The 19,809-nt window shown below is 50.7% G+C and carries 15 protein-coding genes; 12 read left to right on the forward strand and 3 right to left on the reverse strand.

Translation table 11 applies throughout. The features are described 5' to 3' along the window. Positions 1–256 precede the first annotated feature (256 nt). Both PUQ60_RS03175 and clpX read left to right on the forward strand, forming a co-directional pair. Positions 257–1,786 carry a trypsin-like peptidase domain-containing protein gene (locus PUQ60_RS03175; RefSeq protein WP_273379605.1) on the forward strand — a complete coding sequence of 510 codons (1,530 nt, stop codon included), beginning with the start codon at positions 257–259 and terminating at the stop codon, positions 1,784–1,786. 291 nt (positions 1,787–2,077) lie between these two features. Then, positions 2,078–3,565 carry an ATP-dependent Clp protease ATP-binding subunit ClpX gene (clpX, locus tag PUQ60_RS03180; RefSeq protein WP_118293407.1) on the forward strand — a complete coding sequence of 496 codons (1,488 nt, stop codon included), beginning with the start codon at positions 2,078–2,080 and terminating at the stop codon, positions 3,563–3,565. A 110-nt stretch (positions 3,566–3,675) separates the two neighbouring features. Here the strand turns inward: clpX and PUQ60_RS03185 are convergent, their stop codons facing one another. Then, the gene (locus PUQ60_RS03185) at positions 3,676–5,367 is read right to left on the reverse strand and encodes a S8 family peptidase (RefSeq protein WP_273379603.1); all 1,692 of its coding nucleotides are present in this window, start codon (positions 5,365–5,367) and stop codon (positions 3,676–3,678) included. 137 nt (positions 5,368–5,504) lie between these two features. Here PUQ60_RS03185 and PUQ60_RS03190 point away from each other — a divergent pair, with 137 nt between their 5' ends. After that, entirely contained in the window at positions 5,505–6,044 is a 540-nt protein-coding gene (locus PUQ60_RS03190; RefSeq protein WP_118523802.1) for a signal peptidase II, read from the forward strand. Here PUQ60_RS03190 and PUQ60_RS03195 read toward each other — a convergent pair. After that, complete coding sequence (locus PUQ60_RS03195; protein ID WP_273379601.1) at positions 5,974–6,816, reverse strand: BadF/BadG/BcrA/BcrD ATPase family protein; 843 nt, start codon at positions 6,814–6,816, stop codon at positions 5,974–5,976. The two genes, PUQ60_RS03190 and PUQ60_RS03195, sit on opposite strands and share 71 nt — an antisense overlap. A gap of 604 nt (positions 6,817–7,420) precedes the next feature. Between PUQ60_RS03195 and PUQ60_RS03200 the strand changes: the two genes are divergently transcribed. Then, a complete protein-coding gene (locus PUQ60_RS03200) occupies positions 7,421–8,749 on the forward strand; it encodes a hemolysin family protein (RefSeq protein ID WP_273379599.1) in 1,329 nt (442 codons plus the stop codon). On the opposite strand, the gene PUQ60_RS03205 is transcribed toward PUQ60_RS03200, so the two are convergent. Further along, complete coding sequence (locus PUQ60_RS03205) at positions 8,684–9,043, reverse strand: TIGR04086 family membrane protein (protein ID WP_270234783.1); 360 nt, start codon at positions 9,041–9,043, stop codon at positions 8,684–8,686. The two genes, PUQ60_RS03200 and PUQ60_RS03205, sit on opposite strands and share 66 nt — an antisense overlap. 336 nt (positions 9,044–9,379) lie before the next feature. On the opposite strand from PUQ60_RS03205, the gene scfA reads away from it, so the two are divergent. From scfA to ilvB, 8 genes are all read left to right on the forward strand, one after another. Beyond that, positions 9,380–9,526, forward strand: a complete 147-nt coding sequence (gene scfA, locus PUQ60_RS03210) for a six-cysteine ranthipeptide SCIFF (protein ID WP_022359867.1) — start codon at positions 9,380–9,382, stop codon at positions 9,524–9,526. Between the two features lie 185 nt (positions 9,527–9,711). Continuing rightward, positions 9,712–11,115 (forward strand): thioether cross-link-forming SCIFF peptide maturase, encoded by a 1,404-nt coding sequence (gene scfB, locus PUQ60_RS03215; RefSeq protein WP_273379597.1) that lies wholly within the window; start codon positions 9,712–9,714, stop codon positions 11,113–11,115. 19 nt (positions 11,116–11,134) lie between these two features. Then, positions 11,135–13,297 carry a protein translocase subunit SecD gene (gene secD, locus PUQ60_RS03220; RefSeq protein WP_273379596.1) on the forward strand — a complete coding sequence of 721 codons (2,163 nt, stop codon included), beginning with the start codon at positions 11,135–11,137 and terminating at the stop codon, positions 13,295–13,297. Between the two features lie 17 nt (positions 13,298–13,314). After that, a complete protein-coding gene (gene tgt / locus PUQ60_RS03225; protein ID WP_118524726.1) occupies positions 13,315–14,451 on the forward strand; it encodes a tRNA guanosine(34) transglycosylase Tgt in 1,137 nt (378 codons plus the stop codon). A 17-nt stretch (positions 14,452–14,468) separates the two neighbouring features. Beyond that, entirely contained in the window at positions 14,469–14,744 is a 276-nt protein-coding gene (gene yajC, locus PUQ60_RS03230) for a preprotein translocase subunit YajC (RefSeq protein WP_022359870.1), read from the forward strand. A gap of 258 nt (positions 14,745–15,002) precedes the next feature. Beyond that, complete coding sequence (gene leuB / locus PUQ60_RS03235) at positions 15,003–16,088, forward strand: 3-isopropylmalate dehydrogenase (protein WP_273379590.1); 1,086 nt, start codon at positions 15,003–15,005, stop codon at positions 16,086–16,088. A 107-nt stretch (positions 16,089–16,195) separates the two neighbouring features. After that, the gene (gene ilvD / locus PUQ60_RS03240; protein WP_273379589.1) at positions 16,196–17,872 is read left to right on the forward strand and encodes a dihydroxy-acid dehydratase; all 1,677 of its coding nucleotides are present in this window, start codon (positions 16,196–16,198) and stop codon (positions 17,870–17,872) included. Between the two features lie 238 nt (positions 17,873–18,110). Then, the gene (gene ilvB, locus PUQ60_RS03245; RefSeq protein ID WP_273379587.1) at positions 18,111–19,793 is read left to right on the forward strand and encodes a biosynthetic-type acetolactate synthase large subunit; all 1,683 of its coding nucleotides are present in this window, start codon (positions 18,111–18,113) and stop codon (positions 19,791–19,793) included. Positions 19,794–19,809: the final 16 nt, after the last annotated feature.

Raw genomic sequence — 19,809 nt, forward strand, 5'->3', positions numbered from 1 at the left:
AATTCGTTTCTTTCATTAAGTATACAAGAGGAGAGAAGGACTGACAAGTGAAAACCGAGAGATGTTTTTAAGCTTCACAGATTTATGATTTTATTTTCACAATTACATCACAAATAACTGATAGACTATCTCATGTAAACAGAGAGAGGGCAGAAAGCCTGAGATAGAATATAAGAGTATGAACAATCCGCTGCGGGAAGGTTCGCAAAATGGACAGTACGCGGCTGTGATTCCTGAGAACAGGAGGTATGAATATATGTATGACGAGAATGAAAGAAATGAGAGACACGATCAGGATGTAGATTATACGGAGGGCGCTTATTCGGACAGCGCGTATGAGGAAAAGAATAACGATACTGCTAAAAAAGAAGAAACTTCCGATTATGGCGGTTATCATGATTCCCGTTACCGGGGCAGTCTCGATGGAGAACCGGAGGCAGCAGCCGGAGCAGATCCGAAAGAGAATGCAGAGAAGCAGCCGGAACGCAGCTATATTCCGGAAGAACGGTGTGGCCGGGGACATGGCTCTAAGAATACTGGTAAGAAAATTGCGGCACTTGTGATGTCGGGCATTTTGTTTGGCTGTGTGGCAGGCGGAACCATGGTCGGCGTGAATGCACTTTCAAACCGACTTCTTCCGGGTGAGACCGCACAGGAAACGATCGGTCAGGTTTCTCAGGAGACACAGGCAGATGCGGGCACTAAAACGCAGACCTCCATTGGCAACGATGTTTCTTCGATTGTAGAGAAAGCGATGCCGTCCGTTGTAGCGATCAACAACAAGATGATTTATACACAGGACAACTGGCTGTTTGGTCAGCAGCAGTACGAGGTGCCGAGCAGCGGTTCCGGAATCATTGCCGGACAGAATGACACGGAACTTCTGATTATTACCAATAACCATGTCGTTGAAGATTCCGAGGAACTTTCGGTTACCTTTATTGATAACCAGAGCGTTAAGGCAGCGGTCAAAGGTACTGATTCCGATTCGGATCTGGCAGTCATTGCCGTACAGCTTTCGGATATACCGGAAGAAACGAGAAAACAGATTAAGGCAGCCGATCTGGGCGATTCTGATTCCCTGAAGCTGGGACAGGGTGTTGTGGCAATCGGTAACGCACTGGGACAGGGGCAGTCGGTTACCGTCGGTTATGTCAGCGCTTTAAATAAAAAGCTAACCATCAACGACGTAGAGCGGACACTTCTGCAGGTTGATGCGGCGATCAACCCAGGCAACAGCGGCGGCGCACTTTTAAATATGAACGGTGAAGTTATCGGTATCAATGCGGCGAAGTATTCGGACACCAGTGTTGAGGGCATCGGCTATGCGATCCCGATTTCACAGGCAAAGGATATTATCAGCGACCTGATGACGAAGACGACGAAGGTAGCTGTCGATGAGAATGAGCAGGGCTATCTGGGAATCCAGCTTCAGAATATCGACAGCCAGATGGCGCAGGCGTATGGCATGCCGGAAGGTATCTATGTATACAAGATTGTTGCGGGCGGCGCGGCATCCAGGTCGGATCTGCGGGAGCGCGATATTATCACCAAGTTTGACGGTGAGAAGGTAAAGAATGGTGATGATCTCAAGAAACTGCTGACTTACTATAAGGCAGGTTCCACCGTTACCATGACGGTACAGAGTCTGGAAAATGGCAAATATGTCGAGAGAAACGTACAGATTACACTGGGCTCCAAGAGCGATATGCCGCAGAGCCAGGATAGCCAGAACGAGAGCCGGAGTGAATCACAGGCAAGTCCGCAGAGAAAACTGGGAAGATAGAAAATATCCCATCAGCGAAGTGGGCTGGAATGGATATTTGCCCGTAACGGTGAAGATACGGAACTGTTGCGAAGCGGAAATGAATAAAATCAGGAAGATATAGAAAAGAAGGCAGGTGAACCGCCGGTAGATCCTCTTGTAATCAGAGAGGGTGGTGATTCATCTGTCTTTTTGTTTCATAGGAAATTTTTTTATTTTTAAAACGAAATGACGGCTGCTGTTATGATTTACGTTTTTCACAAGCTATGATAAAATGAAAAGGTGCTTTCAGATTGGAGGAAATATAAAAATATGAGTGATAACCAGAATATAGATACGACAACCAATATAAACGAAACAGATACAAATAAAACCAGTACAGATCATTCGGATGATTACGAGAAAATCTGCTACGTCTGCCGCCGCCCGGAGAGCAAGGCGGGAGAGATGATCACGATGCCGGGTGGGATGAATTTCTGCCATGAGTGTATGCAGAAAGCATTTGACTCGATTTCCAAGTCGGGCATGGACTTTTCCAAGCTTCAAAATATGCCGTTTATGAACATGAATCTCAATGATTTTGCGGGCATGCAGATGCCGAATACAGAGATTCCAGAGAAAAATAAGATCAAGAAAAAGAGCAAGGCAAAAGACGCGGAGAAATTTCTGACGATGAAGGATGTTCCGGCACCGCACCAGATCAAGGCGCAGCTGGATGCGTATGTGATTGGGCAGGAGCGGGCGAAACGGGCAGTTTCAGTGGCAGTCTACAACCATTATAAGCGCGTGATTCTCCGGCAGCAGGACGAGCTTCGGGCAAATGAAAATACGGAAGAAAAGGCGGAAAACGCGGCGGCACAGGGAATGCAGATGCAGGGCGGCGAACCGGAGATTGAGAAATCCAACATCCTGATGCTGGGACCGACCGGAAGCGGAAAAACGTACCTGGTCAAGACGCTGGCGAAGCTTTTGGATGTGCCGCTGGCGATTGCGGATGCGACGGCGCTCACGGAAGCTGGATATATCGGAGATGATATAGAAAGCGTAGTCTCCAAGCTTCTGGCAGCGGCTGGAAATGATGTGGAGAAAGCTGAGCAAGGCATCATTTTCATCGATGAGATCGATAAAATTGCGAAAAAGAAAAATACGATGAGCCGCGATGTCAGCGGTGAGTCGGTACAGCAGGAGCTTTTAAAACTTCTGGAAGGCAGCCAGGTAGAGGTGCCGGTCGGCTCAAACCAGAAGAATGCGCTCACGCCGATGGCGACTGTGGATACGAACAACATCCTGTTTATCTGTGGCGGCGCGTTTCCGGGATTGGATGATATCATCAAGGAGCGCCTGAAAAAGCGTTCCACGATGGGCTTCAACTCCCATTTGAAGGATGAATTTGACAATGATCCGGATATTTTGAGCCAGGTGACAACGGAAGATCTGCGGAATTTTGGCATGATTCCAGAGTTTCTCGGACGTCTGCCGGTGCTTGTGAGTCTGCAGGGGCTGACAAAGGAATTGCTGATGCGGATTCTGAAAGAACCGAAAAATGCGATCCTCAAGCAGTATGAGCGCCTGCTGGCGCTGGATGAGGTCAAACTGGTGTTTGAGGACGATGCACTGGAGTGGATCGCCGAGCGGGCGCTGGAAAAAGATACGGGTGCCCGTGCGCTGCGTGCAATTTTAGAGGATTTTATGATGGATATCATGTATGAGATCCCGAAAGATCCGAATATCGGCTCCGTTGTGATCACGCGCCCGTATCTGGAGAAGAATGGCGGTCCGCGGATAGAGATGCGGGGGTAATAGCTTTTCAGGAGCATGATCGGTGAACGGTGTCATGGATGTGGTGAAAGTTAGCGATGTAAGGCTCCGGAAAAGCAATTTGTGTGTGAAGAGAAAACAGCAGAAGTTAATTAACTTCTCATGGATAAAAAAGAGTTATATAGGTTTAACGTCCCATACCCCCACTCCCGGCTGGGATATTCGATGGAATTTCGGCGGTCAGCCCCGCGGATCAGAAATGCCTTGGCAATCGAGGTGTTGATCCGCGGGGCTGATGGCGTATAGGCAGACCAGGAGAGCAGGATCGCGGCGGCTCCGGCGGTCATGGCGGCGGCAAATGAGGTTCCGGTTACCTCCTGATAATCGGGAAGCGGGAGCCGGACGCCGGGGGCGGCAAGGTCGGGTTTGATAGTTCTGGTGCGGGTAAAACCGCGGCTGGAATGCAGATAGATCCCGCCCGTCTGGTGGCTGTAGGCGGCGGTGGTGATGATGGCTGCTGTATTGCCCGGATCGGTGATGGTTGTGTCCGGATCCGGGCGCAGAAAGAAGGTTTCATCCGAGATAAAGCCGTGCACCGGCAGCCACATATGGTATTCACCCTGAATCGAGAGCGTGTGGTAGACGCGGATTTTCCAGATTCCGGCGGCGGGGGCATCAAAGCGCATCAGGATCAGTTCGCTTCCGGTCGCCAGCTCGGAGCTGGTATAGTTGAGGTGAATGGTCGTTCCTTCCAGAAGAAAGGGAATCCGGCGTTCTTCGTCGCCGGAGAGCCGGATGCGTCCCGTTTCGTCGCCGGAGGGGGATAAAAATCCGACACTGTAAAGCTCCGATTCACGCGCCCACAGTTCCAGCGTAAATCCCCGTTCGCCGGGACCGACCCGCAGTTCCACATCCTCATAGGAGGTGGAAGCAGGAAATACACTGCGAAAATGGTGCCCGCGCCCGGTTTCATTGCCTCCGGCGGCGACCAGAATCTGCCCGCTGGCGCGCGACAGGCTGTTCAGATATAGACCAAGCGGCGAAGTGCCGCTGTGGCTTCCGGTATTGGTGCCAAGACCCAGCAGGATCACAAGGGGCTTTTTTTCCTGCCTGGCAATATAAAGAAGAAACTTGATTCCGAGCATGATGTCGTCCTCCTGAAAGGCGATGGCATCCTCGCGGATCAGAAAAAAATCGCGAAGATAGGTTCTGGCTGGTTTCAAGCGGACAACGACCAGTTCCGATTCCGGCGCCGCCCCGGAGAAAAAAGCATCGGCATCTTCGGAACCGGCGGCGACCAGCGCCATCTGCGTGCCGTGGCGGAGAGGATCCGAGGTGGGGACGATGGAATGCGGATCTTCCGAGCGCAGCGCCTCGTTGATGTGGGAACGCTGGTAGACACTTCCGTAGTGCAGCGCATCGATCGGATCCGGCGTGCTAAGCCCCGCGCCCGAAACCGTCTGATCCCAGATGGCGGCGATGCGCGTGCTTCCATCCGGATCGCGTAACAAGGGATTTGTATAATCGATCCCCGTATCCACAATCCCAATCAGCGTCCCGCGCCCCTTGTTTCCCAGGAATGGCTGTTCTGCGGTCCGGGAAATTCCTGCGCTGTCCAGGCTGGATGTATCTAATATGGTATAAAGATTCGGGATCGAGTCATAGCCATACTGCTGGACTGAGAGCGGCAGCGCCTCCGCCAGAGACCGGTGCCAGATCACATACTCATGATTGACAAAATCATAGCAGCCGGAATCATTTTCCAAAATCTGGTTATAGGTAAAAGGAAAAAAACGTTCGATAAAATCAGCGGTTTGGTTGTCTGGAAGAGAAGAGCAATTCATAGCGTTTTCCATAGAGATTTTTTAGAATTTAAGATAAGATATGCGGTAAAATACGAAAGCTTCCCTATACTCTGTCGGAAAAACTTGTTATAATAAATATAAGTTAGATAATGACATTTATATGAGGAGGTGCCCTTATGAAAAAATACCTGTATATGATAGCTGCCCTGTTCGGCATCGATTATTTCTGCAAGGAAAACATAGAAGCCCAGAAACCGGAAGATTTTCCGCGCGACATGGAAAAAAGCCATGGAAAGATCCGCCTGTACCGCAATCACAACGACGGTTTCTGTTTTGGGGTAAAAAAAGAAAAGAAAGAACTGGTCCGCATGGTGCCGGTTGTCTTTACCTCGGCGGCAGCGGGCATTCTGACATGGTTACTGTGCCGGGACGAAGGCAGAAAAGCCGATCGGATCGGTTTTGCCCTCATCACGGCGGGTGGTTTAAGCAACTTATATGACCGCCTCAAACGCGGTTATGTGGTAGATTATTTCAGCATCCGGTGTAAATACCTGGAAAAGGTCGTCTTTAATCTGGGAGACTTTTTTATCTTCGCAGGAAGCGCCCTGATCGCAGCTTTCGATCTGCTGGGAGCCGTCCGTGATCTTAGTTCTCCGGCAGAGGATCACATAAAAGCGCTCCGACTGCCGTGGCGAAAGACGGATGAGGCGGAATGATATAGTCGATTCCAAAGACATCGTGCATCTGATTGAAAATGTCAAAGGTCTTTGCAGCAGGTGCAAGGCTGGCGAGAGAACCGGTCAGGACGACATTCCGGGTGGTGTCCTGGCTGAGCGCCAGGGACGCCATCACACCCACATTTTCATAAATCATATTGAAAAGAGCGGCAGCCAGGTCAGCATCCGAGGCGCCGCTTTTGATTCGCCCAAAATTGGCAGCGGTTAAGTCGGCGGCAAGTCCCGGGACATCTTCCTCCTGCACGTCGGCGATGCGGAGATCTGCCATGGCCTTATTGCCGCGCAGCGCCATCTCTGAGAGGGCAAAAATGTCGGTGACGCCGAGAAAGCGCTCCGCCATGCCGGCAAGTGTCCCACCGCCGACACCGCTTCCGCCCAGATGACAGAAGCCGTTTGTCTTGGAAGCGCGGATAAAGGCAGAGCCGGTTCCAAGGCTGACCACCAGCGCTTCGTCAAGCCCGGACAGGTATAAGCCGCCGCGCCCGATGGCATCCAGCTCCAGGGCATGGATGGTCGGGATGCCGAAGATATTTTCATGGAAATACGTCGAACCGAGCCCGGTCAGGACGATTTTTTCAACATCGTCAAACGAAGCGCCCTGCTGATCCAGGAAACGCCCGAGAACACCGTAAGCCGAGGTGCGCGGGTCATCCGCGTGAACCTGAAGCGTACCAAGCAGAGCGCCATGTTCATCCAGTGCCGCCGCCTTGGTGCTGGAACTGCCGATGTCGATTCCGAGGGATAATTTCATTTGCTTATCTCCTTTATGATATAAAAATAGGATATGGCTGCCAGGGCAGTCGTTCCGTATCTTTTATGACTGTAAGAATTGGATTGTTTTTATAAACATTATAGGGTAAAGTAAAATAAAGTGCAATGGAAGAATGTGGTCCGAATGTTCTTAAAATGATATTTCAAATGGATAACATAAAGATTTATATGTCACGCCCAAGCTTTGTTGAGATTCTGGCTGAGACTGAAATATGCTTTAATGATAAGGAAATAGTGACCGGAAATACGGGATATCAGGCATGGTGGAGCAGAGAGTATGAGGTCCATGTTTAATAAGGAGTTCTTTAAGTGTTCCCAGTTTACGCACATTAACAGATGTACTTTTTCCTTCGTTATTAATATAGCTTTTTGCAATATAAAAAGACTCCGAATTTTTTTGACACAAAAAAAGCAGGTTCTATGCGGCCTGCAAGGTATTTTTCTATTATTCAACTGTCAAACTCCCGGAGATGGCAGAAGTATGGAAATGCAAGCCTGTCTTTATTGACAGAACCTATGAAATACGGTAGAATCAACCTTAAAAAAGAGTAATCCCCTATAAGGGGAGATAGGAGTTGAGTTTTTTGAGTTCTGGTGATGGGATACAGCTATTGATTTTGATACTGCTGCTTTTGATGTCGGCTTTCTTTTCTTCTGCGGAGACGGCGCTGACGACGGTCAACAAGATCCGGGTGCGGACGCTGGCGGAGAATGGCGATAAGCAGGCAGAGTATGTATTAAAGATCATAGAGGATCCGAGTAAAATGCTGAGTGCGATTCTGATCGGCAACAATGTGGTAAACCTGTATGCGTCTTCTCTTGCGACGGTTCTTGCCACCCACATCTGGGGCAACAAGATCGTAGGGATTGCGACGGGCGTTCTGACGCTTTTGATCCTGATATTCGGCGAGATCACGCCGAAGACGGTGGCGACGATACAGGCTGAGCGGATTGCATTTCGGTTCGCCAAAATCATTTATTATATCATGACGGTGCTGACACCGGTCATTTTTGTGGTCAACCAGCTCTCGTTTTTAGTGTTGAAGCTGCTTCGCGTGGATGTGAAGGCAAAGGGTGAGTCCATCACGGAGGATGAGCTGCGGACGATCGTGGAGGTCAGCCACGAAGAGGGCGTCATCGAGTCCGAAGAGAAGAAGATGATCAACAATGTGTTTGATTTCGGGGACGCCGTGGCGCGCGATGTCATGCTTCCGAAGGTCAACATGACGTTTGTGGACGTGGATGCGACGTATGACGAGCTGATGGAGGTATTCCGCAGTGAGAAATACACGCGTTACCCGGTCTATGAGGAGACGACGGACAATGTCATCGGTGTTCTGAACATCAAGGATATTTTCTTAAAAGGCGGGGAAGAGGGCTTTTCTGTCCGGAAATATCTGCGGAAACCTCTCTATACATATGAGTTTAAGAAGGTTGCTGAGCTGATGCGCGAGATGCGGAAAGCAGCGATCAGCATCGTGATCGTGCTCGACGAGTACGGTTCGACGGTCGGTCTTATCACGCTGGAAGATATGCTGGAGGAGATTGTCGGAGATATCCGGGACGAGTACGATGGAGACGAGGAAAAATCCATTCAGCGCATCGCCCCGCGGGAATACATGGTAGACGGTTCGGTCAAACTCGACGATCTGGATGAACGCCTGAATTTGGAGCTCCAGTCAGACGAATATGATTCCATCGGCGGACTGGTGATCGGACTTTTGAACCATCTTCCACAGGAAAAAGAAGAGGTTGTGGTGGAAAACGTCCGCCTCGTCGTTGAATGTGTGGATAAGAACCGGATCGATAAGATTCATCTGTACCTGTTAAGCCCGTCGGAGGCGGCGTTAGCTAAACATACCGCCGATGGTGCCGCTTCCGGCGCAGAGGGCGAAGGAAAGCAGCAGGGATGAGGCAGTCTCCTTGAGGGAATGTCGGATCGCAAAAGACAGAGCTAGAAAAATAAGAAAATAAAGGGCGCCGGCGCAGAATCCCCAGAGGAACCGGCGCCTTTTTGCTTTCTTCCCGGCGCTAAGCCCCGCCAGGAAGCAGGCGAGAATGTAGATGCCGCGCACTCCTAGCGTGATTTCCTTTTCACCCCACTGAAAACGGTACATCCCAAACGCGAGCAGAAGCAGAAAGACAGCAGTTGCCGCGTAGGAGAAGAGGGAAGAACGGAGCAGAATCTGGATAGCTGATTTTTCCATGATAAAATACCTGTGTGCATTTTTTTTCTATTCATATGAGCAAAGAAGGACAAATATGCCTGCAGAATGAAACACTGTTACAAACAAGCGTTACTGTTCACGCATACGTGCCCAGTAACGGAATTTGCCGTGGCTTCGCATCTCAATACGGCAAATTCCTGCTGTCACCACGTTTTCTTACGGCACTTTCGGTTCCAAAAGTGCCTACCCGTGAACAGTTCCAAAAAAGCCGGAATCTGTGAGAAACACGGTAAATTGAAATGCTTGCACAAGCGGGCAACATATGATATAATCTATAGGACTTTATATACTAAAAAAATGAAGGAGGACATAGAGATGAAACACGTAAAGACACTGAGCGCAAGCACACTGAAGAACAGCATGAAGAAAGGCGGCTGCGGCGAGTGCCAGACATCCTGCCAGTCTGCATGTAAGACATCCTGTACTGTAGGTAACCAGAGCTGCGAGAACCAGAACCGCTAATTGGCAGTACAAAACAAATGAGGCGTTTTCTGATAAATCAGAGCTTTTCATGAGTGGGAGAGCTGGAGTCTGAGAAAACGCAGAGTTGACACAGGGAGGCAGACAAGACGGAGCGCGGTCCGAGGAGAGGACTGCATATGTTCCGGGTTGTCTGCCTGCCTATGTCTTATAGAAGGAGAAAGACAGTGATTCATCAGTATATAAATAATGGATATTATATCGTACTGGATGTCAACAGTGGCTCCGTCCATTCGGTCGATCCGCTTCTGTACGATGTGATTTCCTTTTTATCGGAGCGGATTCCGGACAGCGAGAAGCCGTTTCAGATTGCCCAGTCCCTGAAAGACGAGACGGCGGCAGCATTAAAAGAGAAATACAGCCAGGAAGAGATCAGAGAGGCGTTTGAGGACATTCAGGAGCTCATCGATCAGGAAGAACTCTTTACTGCTGACATTTACAAAAACTTCGTTATGGATTTCAAGAAGCGCCAGACGGTTGTCAAGGCACTCTGCCTGCATATCGCGCATGACTGCAACCTTGCCTGTCAGTACTGCTTTGCAGAAGAGGGCGAGTATCATGGACGCAGAGCGCTGATGACCTTTGAGGTCGGCAAGAAAGCGCTGGATTTCCTGATTGCCAATTCTGGAAACCGCCGGAACCTGGAAGTCGATTTCTTCGGCGGCGAGCCGCTGATGAACTGGCAGGTGGTTAAACAGTTAGTCGAGTACGGACGTTCCCAGGAAGAGGCGCACAACAAGAAATTCCGTTTCACACTGACCACCAACGGTGTTCTGTTAAACGATGAAATTATGGAATTCTGCAACCGCGAGATGGCAAACGTCGTGCTCAGTCTGGATGGACGAAAAGAGGTCAACGACAAGATGCGCCCATTCCGCAACGGAACCGGAAGCTACGACCTGATCGTGCCGAAGTTCCAGAAATTTGCAGAGAAGCGCGGAGGCCGCGATTATTTCGTGCGTGGTACCTTCACACACAACAACCTGGATTTTGGCAAAGATGTTCTGCATTTTGCCGATCTTGGATTCAAGAAAATGTCGGTTGAGCCGGTCGTAGCACCGGATGAAGAGCCCTACGCGATCAAAGAGGCGGATCTTCCGCAGATTCTCGAGGAATATGACCGTCTGGCAGCAGAGTATGTCAAGAGACACAAAGAGGGACGCGGCTTCACGTTCTTCCACTTTATGCTTGATCTGACACAGGGACCGTGCGTGGCAAAACGTCTGTCCGGATGCGGTTCAGGAACTGAGTATCTGGCAGTTACCCCGTGGGGCGACCTCTATCCGTGCCATCAGTTTGTAGGAAACGAAGATTTCCTGCTCGGCAACGTGGATACGGGCGTGACCAACACGGCAGTCCGCGACGAGTTCAAGCTCTGCAATGTCTATGCGAAAGACAAATGTCGGGATTGTTTTGCCAGATTTTACTGCAGCGGCGGCTGTGCGGCCAATTCCTACAATTTCCACGGTTCCATCACGGATGCGTATGATATCGGGTGTGAGATGCAGAAAAAACGTATCGAGTGCGCGATCATGATAAAAGCTGCTCTTGCAGACGGCTCTGACGAGTAGAGAACAAGGAGAGAGAGGAATGAAGAACAAAAAAGGAAAAAGCTTCCTGGGGATGCTGCTCCTTCTGATTGCCATCGGCGTATTCGGCTATTTCGGCTATTCGACGATGAATCAGATCAAGCTGGGTCTTGACCTGGCTGGCGGTGTCAGCATTACCTATCAGGCGAAAGAAGAAAATCCGTCTTCCGAGGATATGGCGGATACGATTTACAAGCTCCAGCAGCGTGTACAGAATTACAGTACCGAGGCGGAGGTTTACCAGGAGGGTAATAACCGTATCAACGTAGATATTCCGGGTGTATCGGATGCCAACTCGATTCTGGAAGAGTTAGGAAAACCGGGTTCCCTGATTTTCGTGGACTCTGAAGGAAATCAGATCCTCGATGGTAAACAGGTTGCCAGCGCGAAAGCCGGCATGACCGAGGATAAGGCGACCGGTTCCAAGGCGTATATCGTTTCCCTGACCTTTACCGAGGAAGGTAAACAGGCATTTGCTGAGGCGACCACGAATGGCGTCGGAAAACCAATTTATATCATTTATGATAACCAGATTATTTCTGCTCCGACCGTCCGTGAGGCGATCACAGGCGGACAGTGCCAGATCGACGGCATGGCGGATTATGAAGAGGCAAATAATCTTGCGTCCACGATCCGTATCGGTTCCCTGTCCCTGGAGCTGGAAGAGCTGCGTTCCAACGTAGTTGGCGCGAAGCTGGGTCAGGAGGCGATCTCCACCAGCTTAAAGGCAGGTCTGATCGGATTTGCCATTGTCATTGTATTTATGATTGCCGTATATCTGCTTCCGGGTCTGGCTGCATCTCTGGCTCTGTGCCTGTATGTCGGTCTGATCCTGATCCTGTTAGTTGCATTTGAGGTGACTCTGACGCTTCCGGGCGTGGCTGGTATCATCCTGTCGATTGGTATGGCGGTGGATGCGAACGTTATCATTTTCACCCGTATCAAAGAGGAGATCGGGCTGGGAACATCCGTCAAGAATGCGATCAAGGCAGGTTTCGCCAAGGCACTTTCCGCGATCATCGACGGAAACGTAACCACCCTGATTGCGGCAGCGGTTCTGTTCTGGAGAGGTTCCGGTACCGTCAAGGGTTTTGCGGCGACGCTGGCAATCGGTATCGTGCTTTCTATGTTCACGGCGCTGTTTGTAACCAAATTTGCCCTGAACTGCTTCTATGAGATGGGCTTTGAGGATGCGAAGTTCTACGGATGCCGCAAGGATATGAAGACGCGTCCGTTCCTGAAATTCCGCAAGCTTTACTTTGCTCTGTCGCTCGTGATCATTCTGGCAGGTGTCGGCAGCATGGTTCACAATCAGTCTTCGATGGGTGTGCCGCTCAACTACAGCATGGAGTTCAGAGGCGGTACTTCTACAAACGTTACCTTTAACGAGGATATGTCTCTGGAAGATATTTCCTCCCAGGTGGTTCCGGTGGTAGAAAAGATTACCGGCGAAGCTGGCACACAGACCCAGAAGGTAGCCGGAAGCAACGAGGTTATCATCAAGACACGTACCCTGAACATGGACGAGCGCGAAGAGTTAAACCAGGCGCTGGCGGATCAGTTTGGTGTGGATAAAGAGAAGATCACAGCCGACAGTATCTCCGGTGCGGTCAGCCAGGAGATGAAGCGCGATGCGATTGTGGCGGTTACGATTGCGACGATCTGCATGTTGATCTACATCTGGTTCCGTTTCAGCAACATCACGTTCGCGGCGGGCGCGGTTCTTGCCCTGATGCACGATGTGCTGGTTGTCCTGACCTGCTATGCGATGCTGCGCTGGTCGGTTGGTTCGACGTTCATCGCCTGCATGCTGACGATTGTCGGTTACTCAATCAACGCGACGATCGTTATCTTCGACCGTATCCGTGAGAATATGAAGCTTCTGGGCAATAAAGAGTCCGCTGAGACGATCGTCAACACCAGTATCAGCCAGACCCTGACGCGAAGCATCAACACGACGCTGACGACCTTCGTCATGGTCCTGATTCTTTACATCCTGGGTGTATCTTCCATCCGTGAGTTTGCTCTTCCGCTGATGGTAGGTCTGATCTGCGGTACGTATTCGTCCGTATGCCTGTCCGGCTCTGTCTGGTATGTGCTGAATAAAAAGCGCATGGAGAAGAATGCCAAACCGGCTGGCAAGAAGGCAAAGGCAGAGAAGTAAAAAGTATAGGAAAAAAGATGGAATACAAGATTTTATACAAAGATGGCCGCGCAAAACGCGCGGAAATGAAAACGGTCCACGGAACCATCCAGACGCCTGTTTTCATGAATGTCGGCACGGTGGCGGCGATCAAGGGCGCGGTTTCGACCGATGATCTCCGCACGATCGGCACGCAGGTGGAACTTTCCAATACCTACCACCTCCATGTCCGTACCGGCGACAAGCTGATCCGACAGTTTGGCGGTCTGCACAAATTTATGAACTGGGATCGCCCGATCCTCACGGATTCCGGCGGATTTCAGGTGTTTTCCCTGGCGGGACTGCGGAAGATTAAAGAAGAGGGCGTTTATTTTAACTCCCACATCGATGGTCACAAGATTTTCATGGGACCGGAGGAAAGTATGCAGATTCAGTCCAACTTAGGTTCGACGATCGCGATGGCATTTGATGAGTGCCCGCCGAGTCTTGCCGATCGGGACTATGTACAGAAATCAGTGGAGCGCACGACGCGCTGGCTGGCGCGCTGCAAGGATGAGATGGCACGCCTCAATGCACTGCCGGATACGGTCAACCGGGAACAGCTCCTGTTTGGTATCAATCAGGGCGCGGTTTATGAGGATATCCGTATCGAACACGCGAAGGAAATCAGCAAAATGAACCTCGACGGCTATGCGGTCGGCGGTCTGGCAGTTGGCGAGAGCCATGAGGAAATGTACCGGATTCTGGATGCAGTCGTTCCGCACTTGCCGGAGGACAAGCCAACTTATCTTATGGGCGTCGGCACACCGGCAAACATCCTGGAAGCGGTAGACCGGGGCGTTGATTTCTTTGACTGTGTGTACCCGTCCCGGAATGGACGCCACAGCCATGTATACACGAACCATGGCAAATTAAATCTCCTGAACAGCAAATATGAGCTGGATCCGCGCCCGATCGAGGAAGGCTGCGGCTGCCCGGCATGCCGTTCTTACTCTCGCGCATATATCCGCCACCTGTTTAAGGCGAAGGAAATGCTGGGGATGAGATTATGCGTCTTGCATAATTTGTATTTTTATAATAAAATGATGGAAGAGATTCGCGACGCGATCGAACATCACTGTTATGCTGAGTATAAAGCAAAGAAACTTGCAGGCATGATGGGGGAATCGAACTAAAGGAGGAAATATACCACATGAGCAGCACAAGCGGAATGATCGTTTACCTTGTATTTATCATTGCCATCTTCTATTTTATGGCAATCCGTCCACAGTCCAAGGAAAAGAAAAAACAGGCAGAACTGATGGCAACCGTAGCAGTAGGCGACAGCGTTCTGACATCCAGCGGCTTCTACGGCGTGATTATCGATATGACCGATGACACTGTAATCGTAGAGTTCGGAAGCAACAAGAACTGCCGCATCCCGATGCGTAAGGATGCAATCGTTCAGGTTGAGAAACCGGAAGTGTAAAAAAGAACGGTAAGAGAGTGAGAGGATCGCAGCTCCCGATGGGGGCGGCGGTCCTTTTTTTGTGTAACAGGAAATTCCTTGGAATTCCCTATGACACAAAAAGGTACATTCTTTGTTTTGCAGATAACCTCAGGTTATAGAATAAATTCCAAATTACTATACGGGGAATACCGGTTTTTCTTCGTCAGAAGATTGCAAAATAGGACGGAATCCGATATGATAAAAAGTAACCGTTTGAAACAAGGGAGGTATTTTATTATGAATTGCAATATTACTGTGATTCCGGGTGACGGAATCGGACCGGAGATTGTGAGAGAGGCATGCGGCGTGCTGGACAAGGTGGGCGCTGTCTACAGTCATACATTTAATTATACAAAAATCCTGATGGGCGGCTGTTCCATCGACGAGTACGGCGTACCGCTGACCGATGAGGCACTGGAGACCGCGAAAAAGAGTGATTCCGTCCTGCTCGGTGCAGTCGGCGGCAACGTGGGAAATTCCCGCTGGTACGATGTAGCTCCGAACCTGCGTCCGGAGGCCGGTCTTCTTGCCATCCGTAAAGGTCTGGGACTGTTCGCGAATATCCGCCCGGCATACCTCTACAAAGAGCTGGCAGATGCCTGCCCGTTAAAGAAAGAGATCATCGGCGACGGCTTCGATATGGTTATCATGCGTGAGCTGACCGGCGGTCTGTACTTCGGCGACCGTTACACGAAGGAGATTGATGGCGTGACGACCGCGGTAGATACCCTGACCTACAATGAAAATGAGATCCGCCGGATCGCAATCAAGGCATTCGATATCGCGATGAAGCGCCGCAAGAGCGTTATTAGTGTCGATAAGGCAAACGTACTGGATTCCTCCCGCCTGTGGAGAAAGGTAGTCGAGGAAGTTGCTAAAGATTATCCGGAAGTTACCCTGACCCATATGCTGGTTGATAACTGCGCGATGCAGCTTGTCATGAATCCGGGACAGTTCGACGTGATCCTGACTGAGAACATGTTTGGCGATATCCTTTCTGACGAGGCAAGCATGATTACCGGCTCCATCGGTATGCTGTCTTCAGCCAGCTTAAACGAGGGCAAATTTGGTCTCTACGAGCCGAGCCACGGTTCCGCACCGGACATCGCGGGCAAGGACATCGCAAACCCGATTGCAACTATTCTTTCTGCAGCGATGATGCTCCGCTATTCTTTCGATCTGGATAAGGAAGCAAAAGCCATCGAGGATGCCGTACAGCAGGTACTGACCGAGGGCTACCGTACCGTGGATATCATGGCGGATGGCTGCAAGCAGGTTGGAACCGTTGAGATGGGCAGGCTGATCTGTGAGAGAATTAGATAGAAAGATTGCAAAAATTCCATAAATGCGATAAAATCAAAGATAAACGTAAAAACCGCCCCTGTCACCAGGGGCGGAGGTCGTCGAAAGAGATAGAAGGAGACGAAAAGATGAAAAGTGATGCAGTAAGAAAAGGGATGCAGCAGGCACCTCACCGTTCTTTGTTTAATGCACTCGGTATGACGGAAGAGGAGATGAACAAACCTCTCGTCGGTATCGTAAGTTCTTATAATGAGATTGTTCCGGGACACATGAACCTGGACAAGATTGTAAATGCCGTGAAGCTGGGTGTAGCGATGGCTGGCGGAACACCGGTTGTATTTCCGGCGATCGCAGTCTGTGATGGTATCGCTATGGGTCATGTCGGCATGAAATATTCCCTGGTTACCCGTGATCTGATCGCAGATTCCACCGAATGTATGGCGCTGGCACATCAGTTCGATGCGCTGGTTATGGTTCCAAACTGTGATAAAAACGTACCGGGACTTCTGATGGCAGCAGCCCGCGTCAATGTACCGACTGTATTTGTCAGCGGCGGTCCGATGTTAGCCGGTCATGTAAAGGGACAAAAGAGAAGTCTTTCCAGCATGTTCGAGGCAGTTGGTTCCTACGCAGCAGGCACCATGACGGAAGAAGATGTGAAAGAATTCGAATGTAAGGTCTGCCCGACCTGCGGTTCCTGTTCCGGTATGTACACCGCTAACAGCATGAACTGCTTAACAGAGGTACTCGGCATGGGTCTTCAGGGCAACGGTACGATCCCGGCAGTTTACTCCGAGCGAATCAAACTGGCAAAACACGCTGGTATGAAGGTTATGGAGATGTATGAGAAAAACATCCGTCCGAGAGATATTATGACAGAAAAGGCATTTTTAAATGCACTGACCGTGGATATGGCACTCGGATGTTCTACCAACAGTATGCTGCATCTTCCGGCGATTGCACATGAGGCAGGCGTAGACCTGAACATGGAGCTGGTCAATGAGATGAGCAAGCGCACCCCGAACCTGTGCCATCTGGCGCCGGCAGGTCCGACCTACATGGAGGATCTGAACGAGGCAGGCGGCGTGTATGCGGTTATGAATGAGCTGTCCAAGAAGAACCTTCTGAATCTGGACTGCATGACCGCAACCGGCAAGACCGTTGGCGAGAATATCAAGGGCTGTGTCAACAAGAATCCGGAGGTTATCCGACCGATCGACAATCCGTACAGCCAGACTGGCGGTATCGCGATCCTGAAAGGAAACCTGGCACCGGATACAGGCGTTGTAAAACGTTCTGCCGTTGCACCGGAGATGCTGGTACATCAGGGACCGGCGCGTGTGTTTGACTGTGAGGAAGACGCGATTGCAGCGATCAAGGGCGGCAAGATCGTGGCTGGCGATGTTGTTGTCATCCGTTACGAGGGACCGAAGGGCGGTCCGGGCATGCGTGAGATGCTGAACCCGACATCTGCCATCGCAGGTATGGGACTTGGTTCCAGCGTAGCTCTGATCACAGATGGACGTTTCTCCGGCGCATCCAGAGGTGCATCCATCGGACACGTTTCTCCGGAGGCGGCAGTCGGCGGACCGATCGCGCTGGTTGAGGAAGGCGATATTATTTCCATCGATATCAATAATAACTCCCTGAACGTACTCGTATCCGACGAGGAGCTGGCAGAGAGAAGAAAGAAATGGCAGCCGAGAGAACCGAAGGTTACGACCGGATACCTGGCACGTTACGCAGCGCTTGTAACGAGCGGAAACCGGGGCGCAGTCCTGGAGATTCCGAAGACACAGAAGTAATCATTGCGGGCTTCAGACAGGTGCTTTTGAGACGGAAAGTACTGCTTGATGCCAAAAGGCAGTGGATGGGACGATTTATCAGGCTGCCCCTACGGAGAGCTTGACAGCGCGACAGACGCTTTCGGAAGCTTTGCGGGGATATGTACTCTCGGAGTTTTCAGCCCCGCTTTTGCGGTTGATGAAAGCCCGGGAGTATATGCATTTAAAATGGTTTAAGGAAGGAAAGCAGGTTAGACAGATGAAGACATTGACAGGAGCAGAGATTGTCATTGAATGCTTGAAAGAGCAGGGGGTAGACACGGTGTTCGGTTATCCGGGCGGCGCGATCCTCAACATTTATGATGCACTTTATAAACACAAGGATGAAATCACCCATATTTTGACCTCTCATGAACAGGGAGCGTCCCACGCGGCAGACGGCTACGCGAGAGCAACCGGTAAGGTCGGTGTGTGTATGGCGACATCCGGTCCGGGAGCTACAAACCTGGTTACGGGTATTGCAACGGCTAACCTGGATTCCATTCCGATGGTAGCCATCACCTGTAATGTAACGACAGGGCTTCTTGGAAAAGACAGCTTCCAGGAGATCGACATTCTGGGTGTTACCATGCCGATCACGAAATATAATTTTATCGTAAAGGATGTCACGAAGCTGGCAGATGTGATCCGTCGTGCGTTCGTGATTGCTAAGAGTGGCCGTCCGGGTCCGGTTCTGGTGGATATCACCAAGGATGTGACGGCAGCGGCCTGCGAGTACGAGCCGAAGGAACCGCAGCCGATCGAGCGCGAGACAGAGCTGATCCGTGAGGAAGACATGGAAAAGGCGATCGAGATGATCAAGGCGGCGAGAAAACCGTTTATTTTCGTCGGCGGCGGTGCAGTGGCGTCAGATGCTGCCAATGAATTAAGTGCATTTGCACATAAAGTTCAGGCGCCGGTGGGAGACAGCCTGATGGGTAAAGGTGCATTTGACGGAACCGATGTCCTTTATACCGGTATGATCGGTATGCACGGAACCAAGACATCCAACCTCGGTGTGGCAGAGTGCGATCTGCTGATCGTTGTAGGCGCGCGTTTCAGTGACCGTGTTGTGGGCGATCCGAACCATTTTGCAACCAATGCAAAGATTTTACACATAGATATCGATCCGGCGGAGATCAACAAAAACATCCAGGCCGATGCGAGCATTATTGGTGATGTCAAGATTATTCTGCGTAAGCTAAACGCGCGTCTGGATCCGATGAACCATGACGAGTGGCTGAGCCACATTGAGCGTCTGAAAGATATGTACCCGCTCCGCTACAACAAGGAAGTTCTGACCGGTCCGTATATCATGGAAGAGATCTACAAGGTAACCGGCGGCGATGCGATCATCTGTACCGATGTCGGACAGCATCAGATGTGGGCGGCACAGTATTATAAATACAAACGTCCGAGACAGCTTCTGACCTCCGGCGGTCTGGGCACGATGGGCTACGGTCTGGGCGCAGCGATTGGTGCGAAGATGGGCTGCAAGGATAAGACGGTTATCAATATTGCCGGAGACGGCTGTTTCCGTATGAACATGAACGAGATTGCGACGGCAACCCGCTACAACATTCCGGTTATCGAGGTTGTATTTAACAACCATGTTCTGGGTATGGTGCGCCAGTGGCAGACCCTGTTCTATGGAAAACGCTATTCCCAGACGGAGCTTTACGATCAGATGGATTTCGTCAAGGTGGCAGAGGGCATGGGCGCGAAAGCATACCGTATCACGAAGAAAGAGGATGTGGAGCCGGTGCTGCGCGAGGCGATCAGCTTAAATATCCCGGTTATGATCGAGTGCCAGATCGGCAGCGATGACAAGGTATTCCCGATGGTTCCGGCTGGAAAACCGATCGAGGAAGCGTTTGATGAGATTGACTTACGCATCGAATAGTTGTAAAATGGGGGCA

Origin of the sequence: Clostridium sp. AF02-29, from assembly GCF_934835585.1 — a bacterium.
GTDB lineage: Bacteria > Bacillota > Clostridia > Lachnospirales > Lachnospiraceae > Otoolea > Otoolea fessa.

Excerpts from the sequence above, each read along its gene's own strand:
- tgt (WP_118524726.1), top strand. The coding sequence starts at position 13,315 with ATGGAATACAAGATTTTATACAAAGATGGCCGCGCAAAACGCGCGGAA.
- PUQ60_RS03205 (WP_270234783.1), bottom strand. The coding sequence starts at position 9,043 with ATGGAAAAATCAGCTATCCAGATTCTGCTCCGTTCTTCCCTCTTCTCC.
- yajC (WP_022359870.1), top strand. The coding sequence starts at position 14,469 with ATGAGCAGCACAAGCGGAATGATCGTTTACCTTGTATTTATCATTGCC.
- PUQ60_RS03190 (WP_118523802.1), top strand. The coding sequence starts at position 5,505 with ATGAAAAAATACCTGTATATGATAGCTGCCCTGTTCGGCATCGATTAT.
- PUQ60_RS03185 (WP_273379603.1), bottom strand. The coding sequence starts at position 5,367 with ATGAATTGCTCTTCTCTTCCAGACAACCAAACCGCTGATTTTATCGAA.
- scfA (WP_022359867.1), top strand. The coding sequence starts at position 9,380 with ATGAAACACGTAAAGACACTGAGCGCAAGCACACTGAAGAACAGCATG.
- secD (WP_273379596.1), top strand. The coding sequence starts at position 11,135 with ATGAAGAACAAAAAAGGAAAAAGCTTCCTGGGGATGCTGCTCCTTCTG.
- ilvD (WP_273379589.1), top strand. The coding sequence starts at position 16,196 with ATGAAAAGTGATGCAGTAAGAAAAGGGATGCAGCAGGCACCTCACCGT.
- PUQ60_RS03175 (WP_273379605.1), top strand. The coding sequence starts at position 257 with ATGTATGACGAGAATGAAAGAAATGAGAGACACGATCAGGATGTAGAT.
- PUQ60_RS03195 (WP_273379601.1), bottom strand. The coding sequence starts at position 6,816 with ATGAAATTATCCCTCGGAATCGACATCGGCAGTTCCAGCACCAAGGCG.
- clpX (WP_118293407.1), top strand. The coding sequence starts at position 2,078 with ATGAGTGATAACCAGAATATAGATACGACAACCAATATAAACGAAACA.
- leuB (WP_273379590.1), top strand. The coding sequence starts at position 15,003 with ATGAATTGCAATATTACTGTGATTCCGGGTGACGGAATCGGACCGGAG.
- ilvB (WP_273379587.1), top strand. The coding sequence starts at position 18,111 with ATGAAGACATTGACAGGAGCAGAGATTGTCATTGAATGCTTGAAAGAG.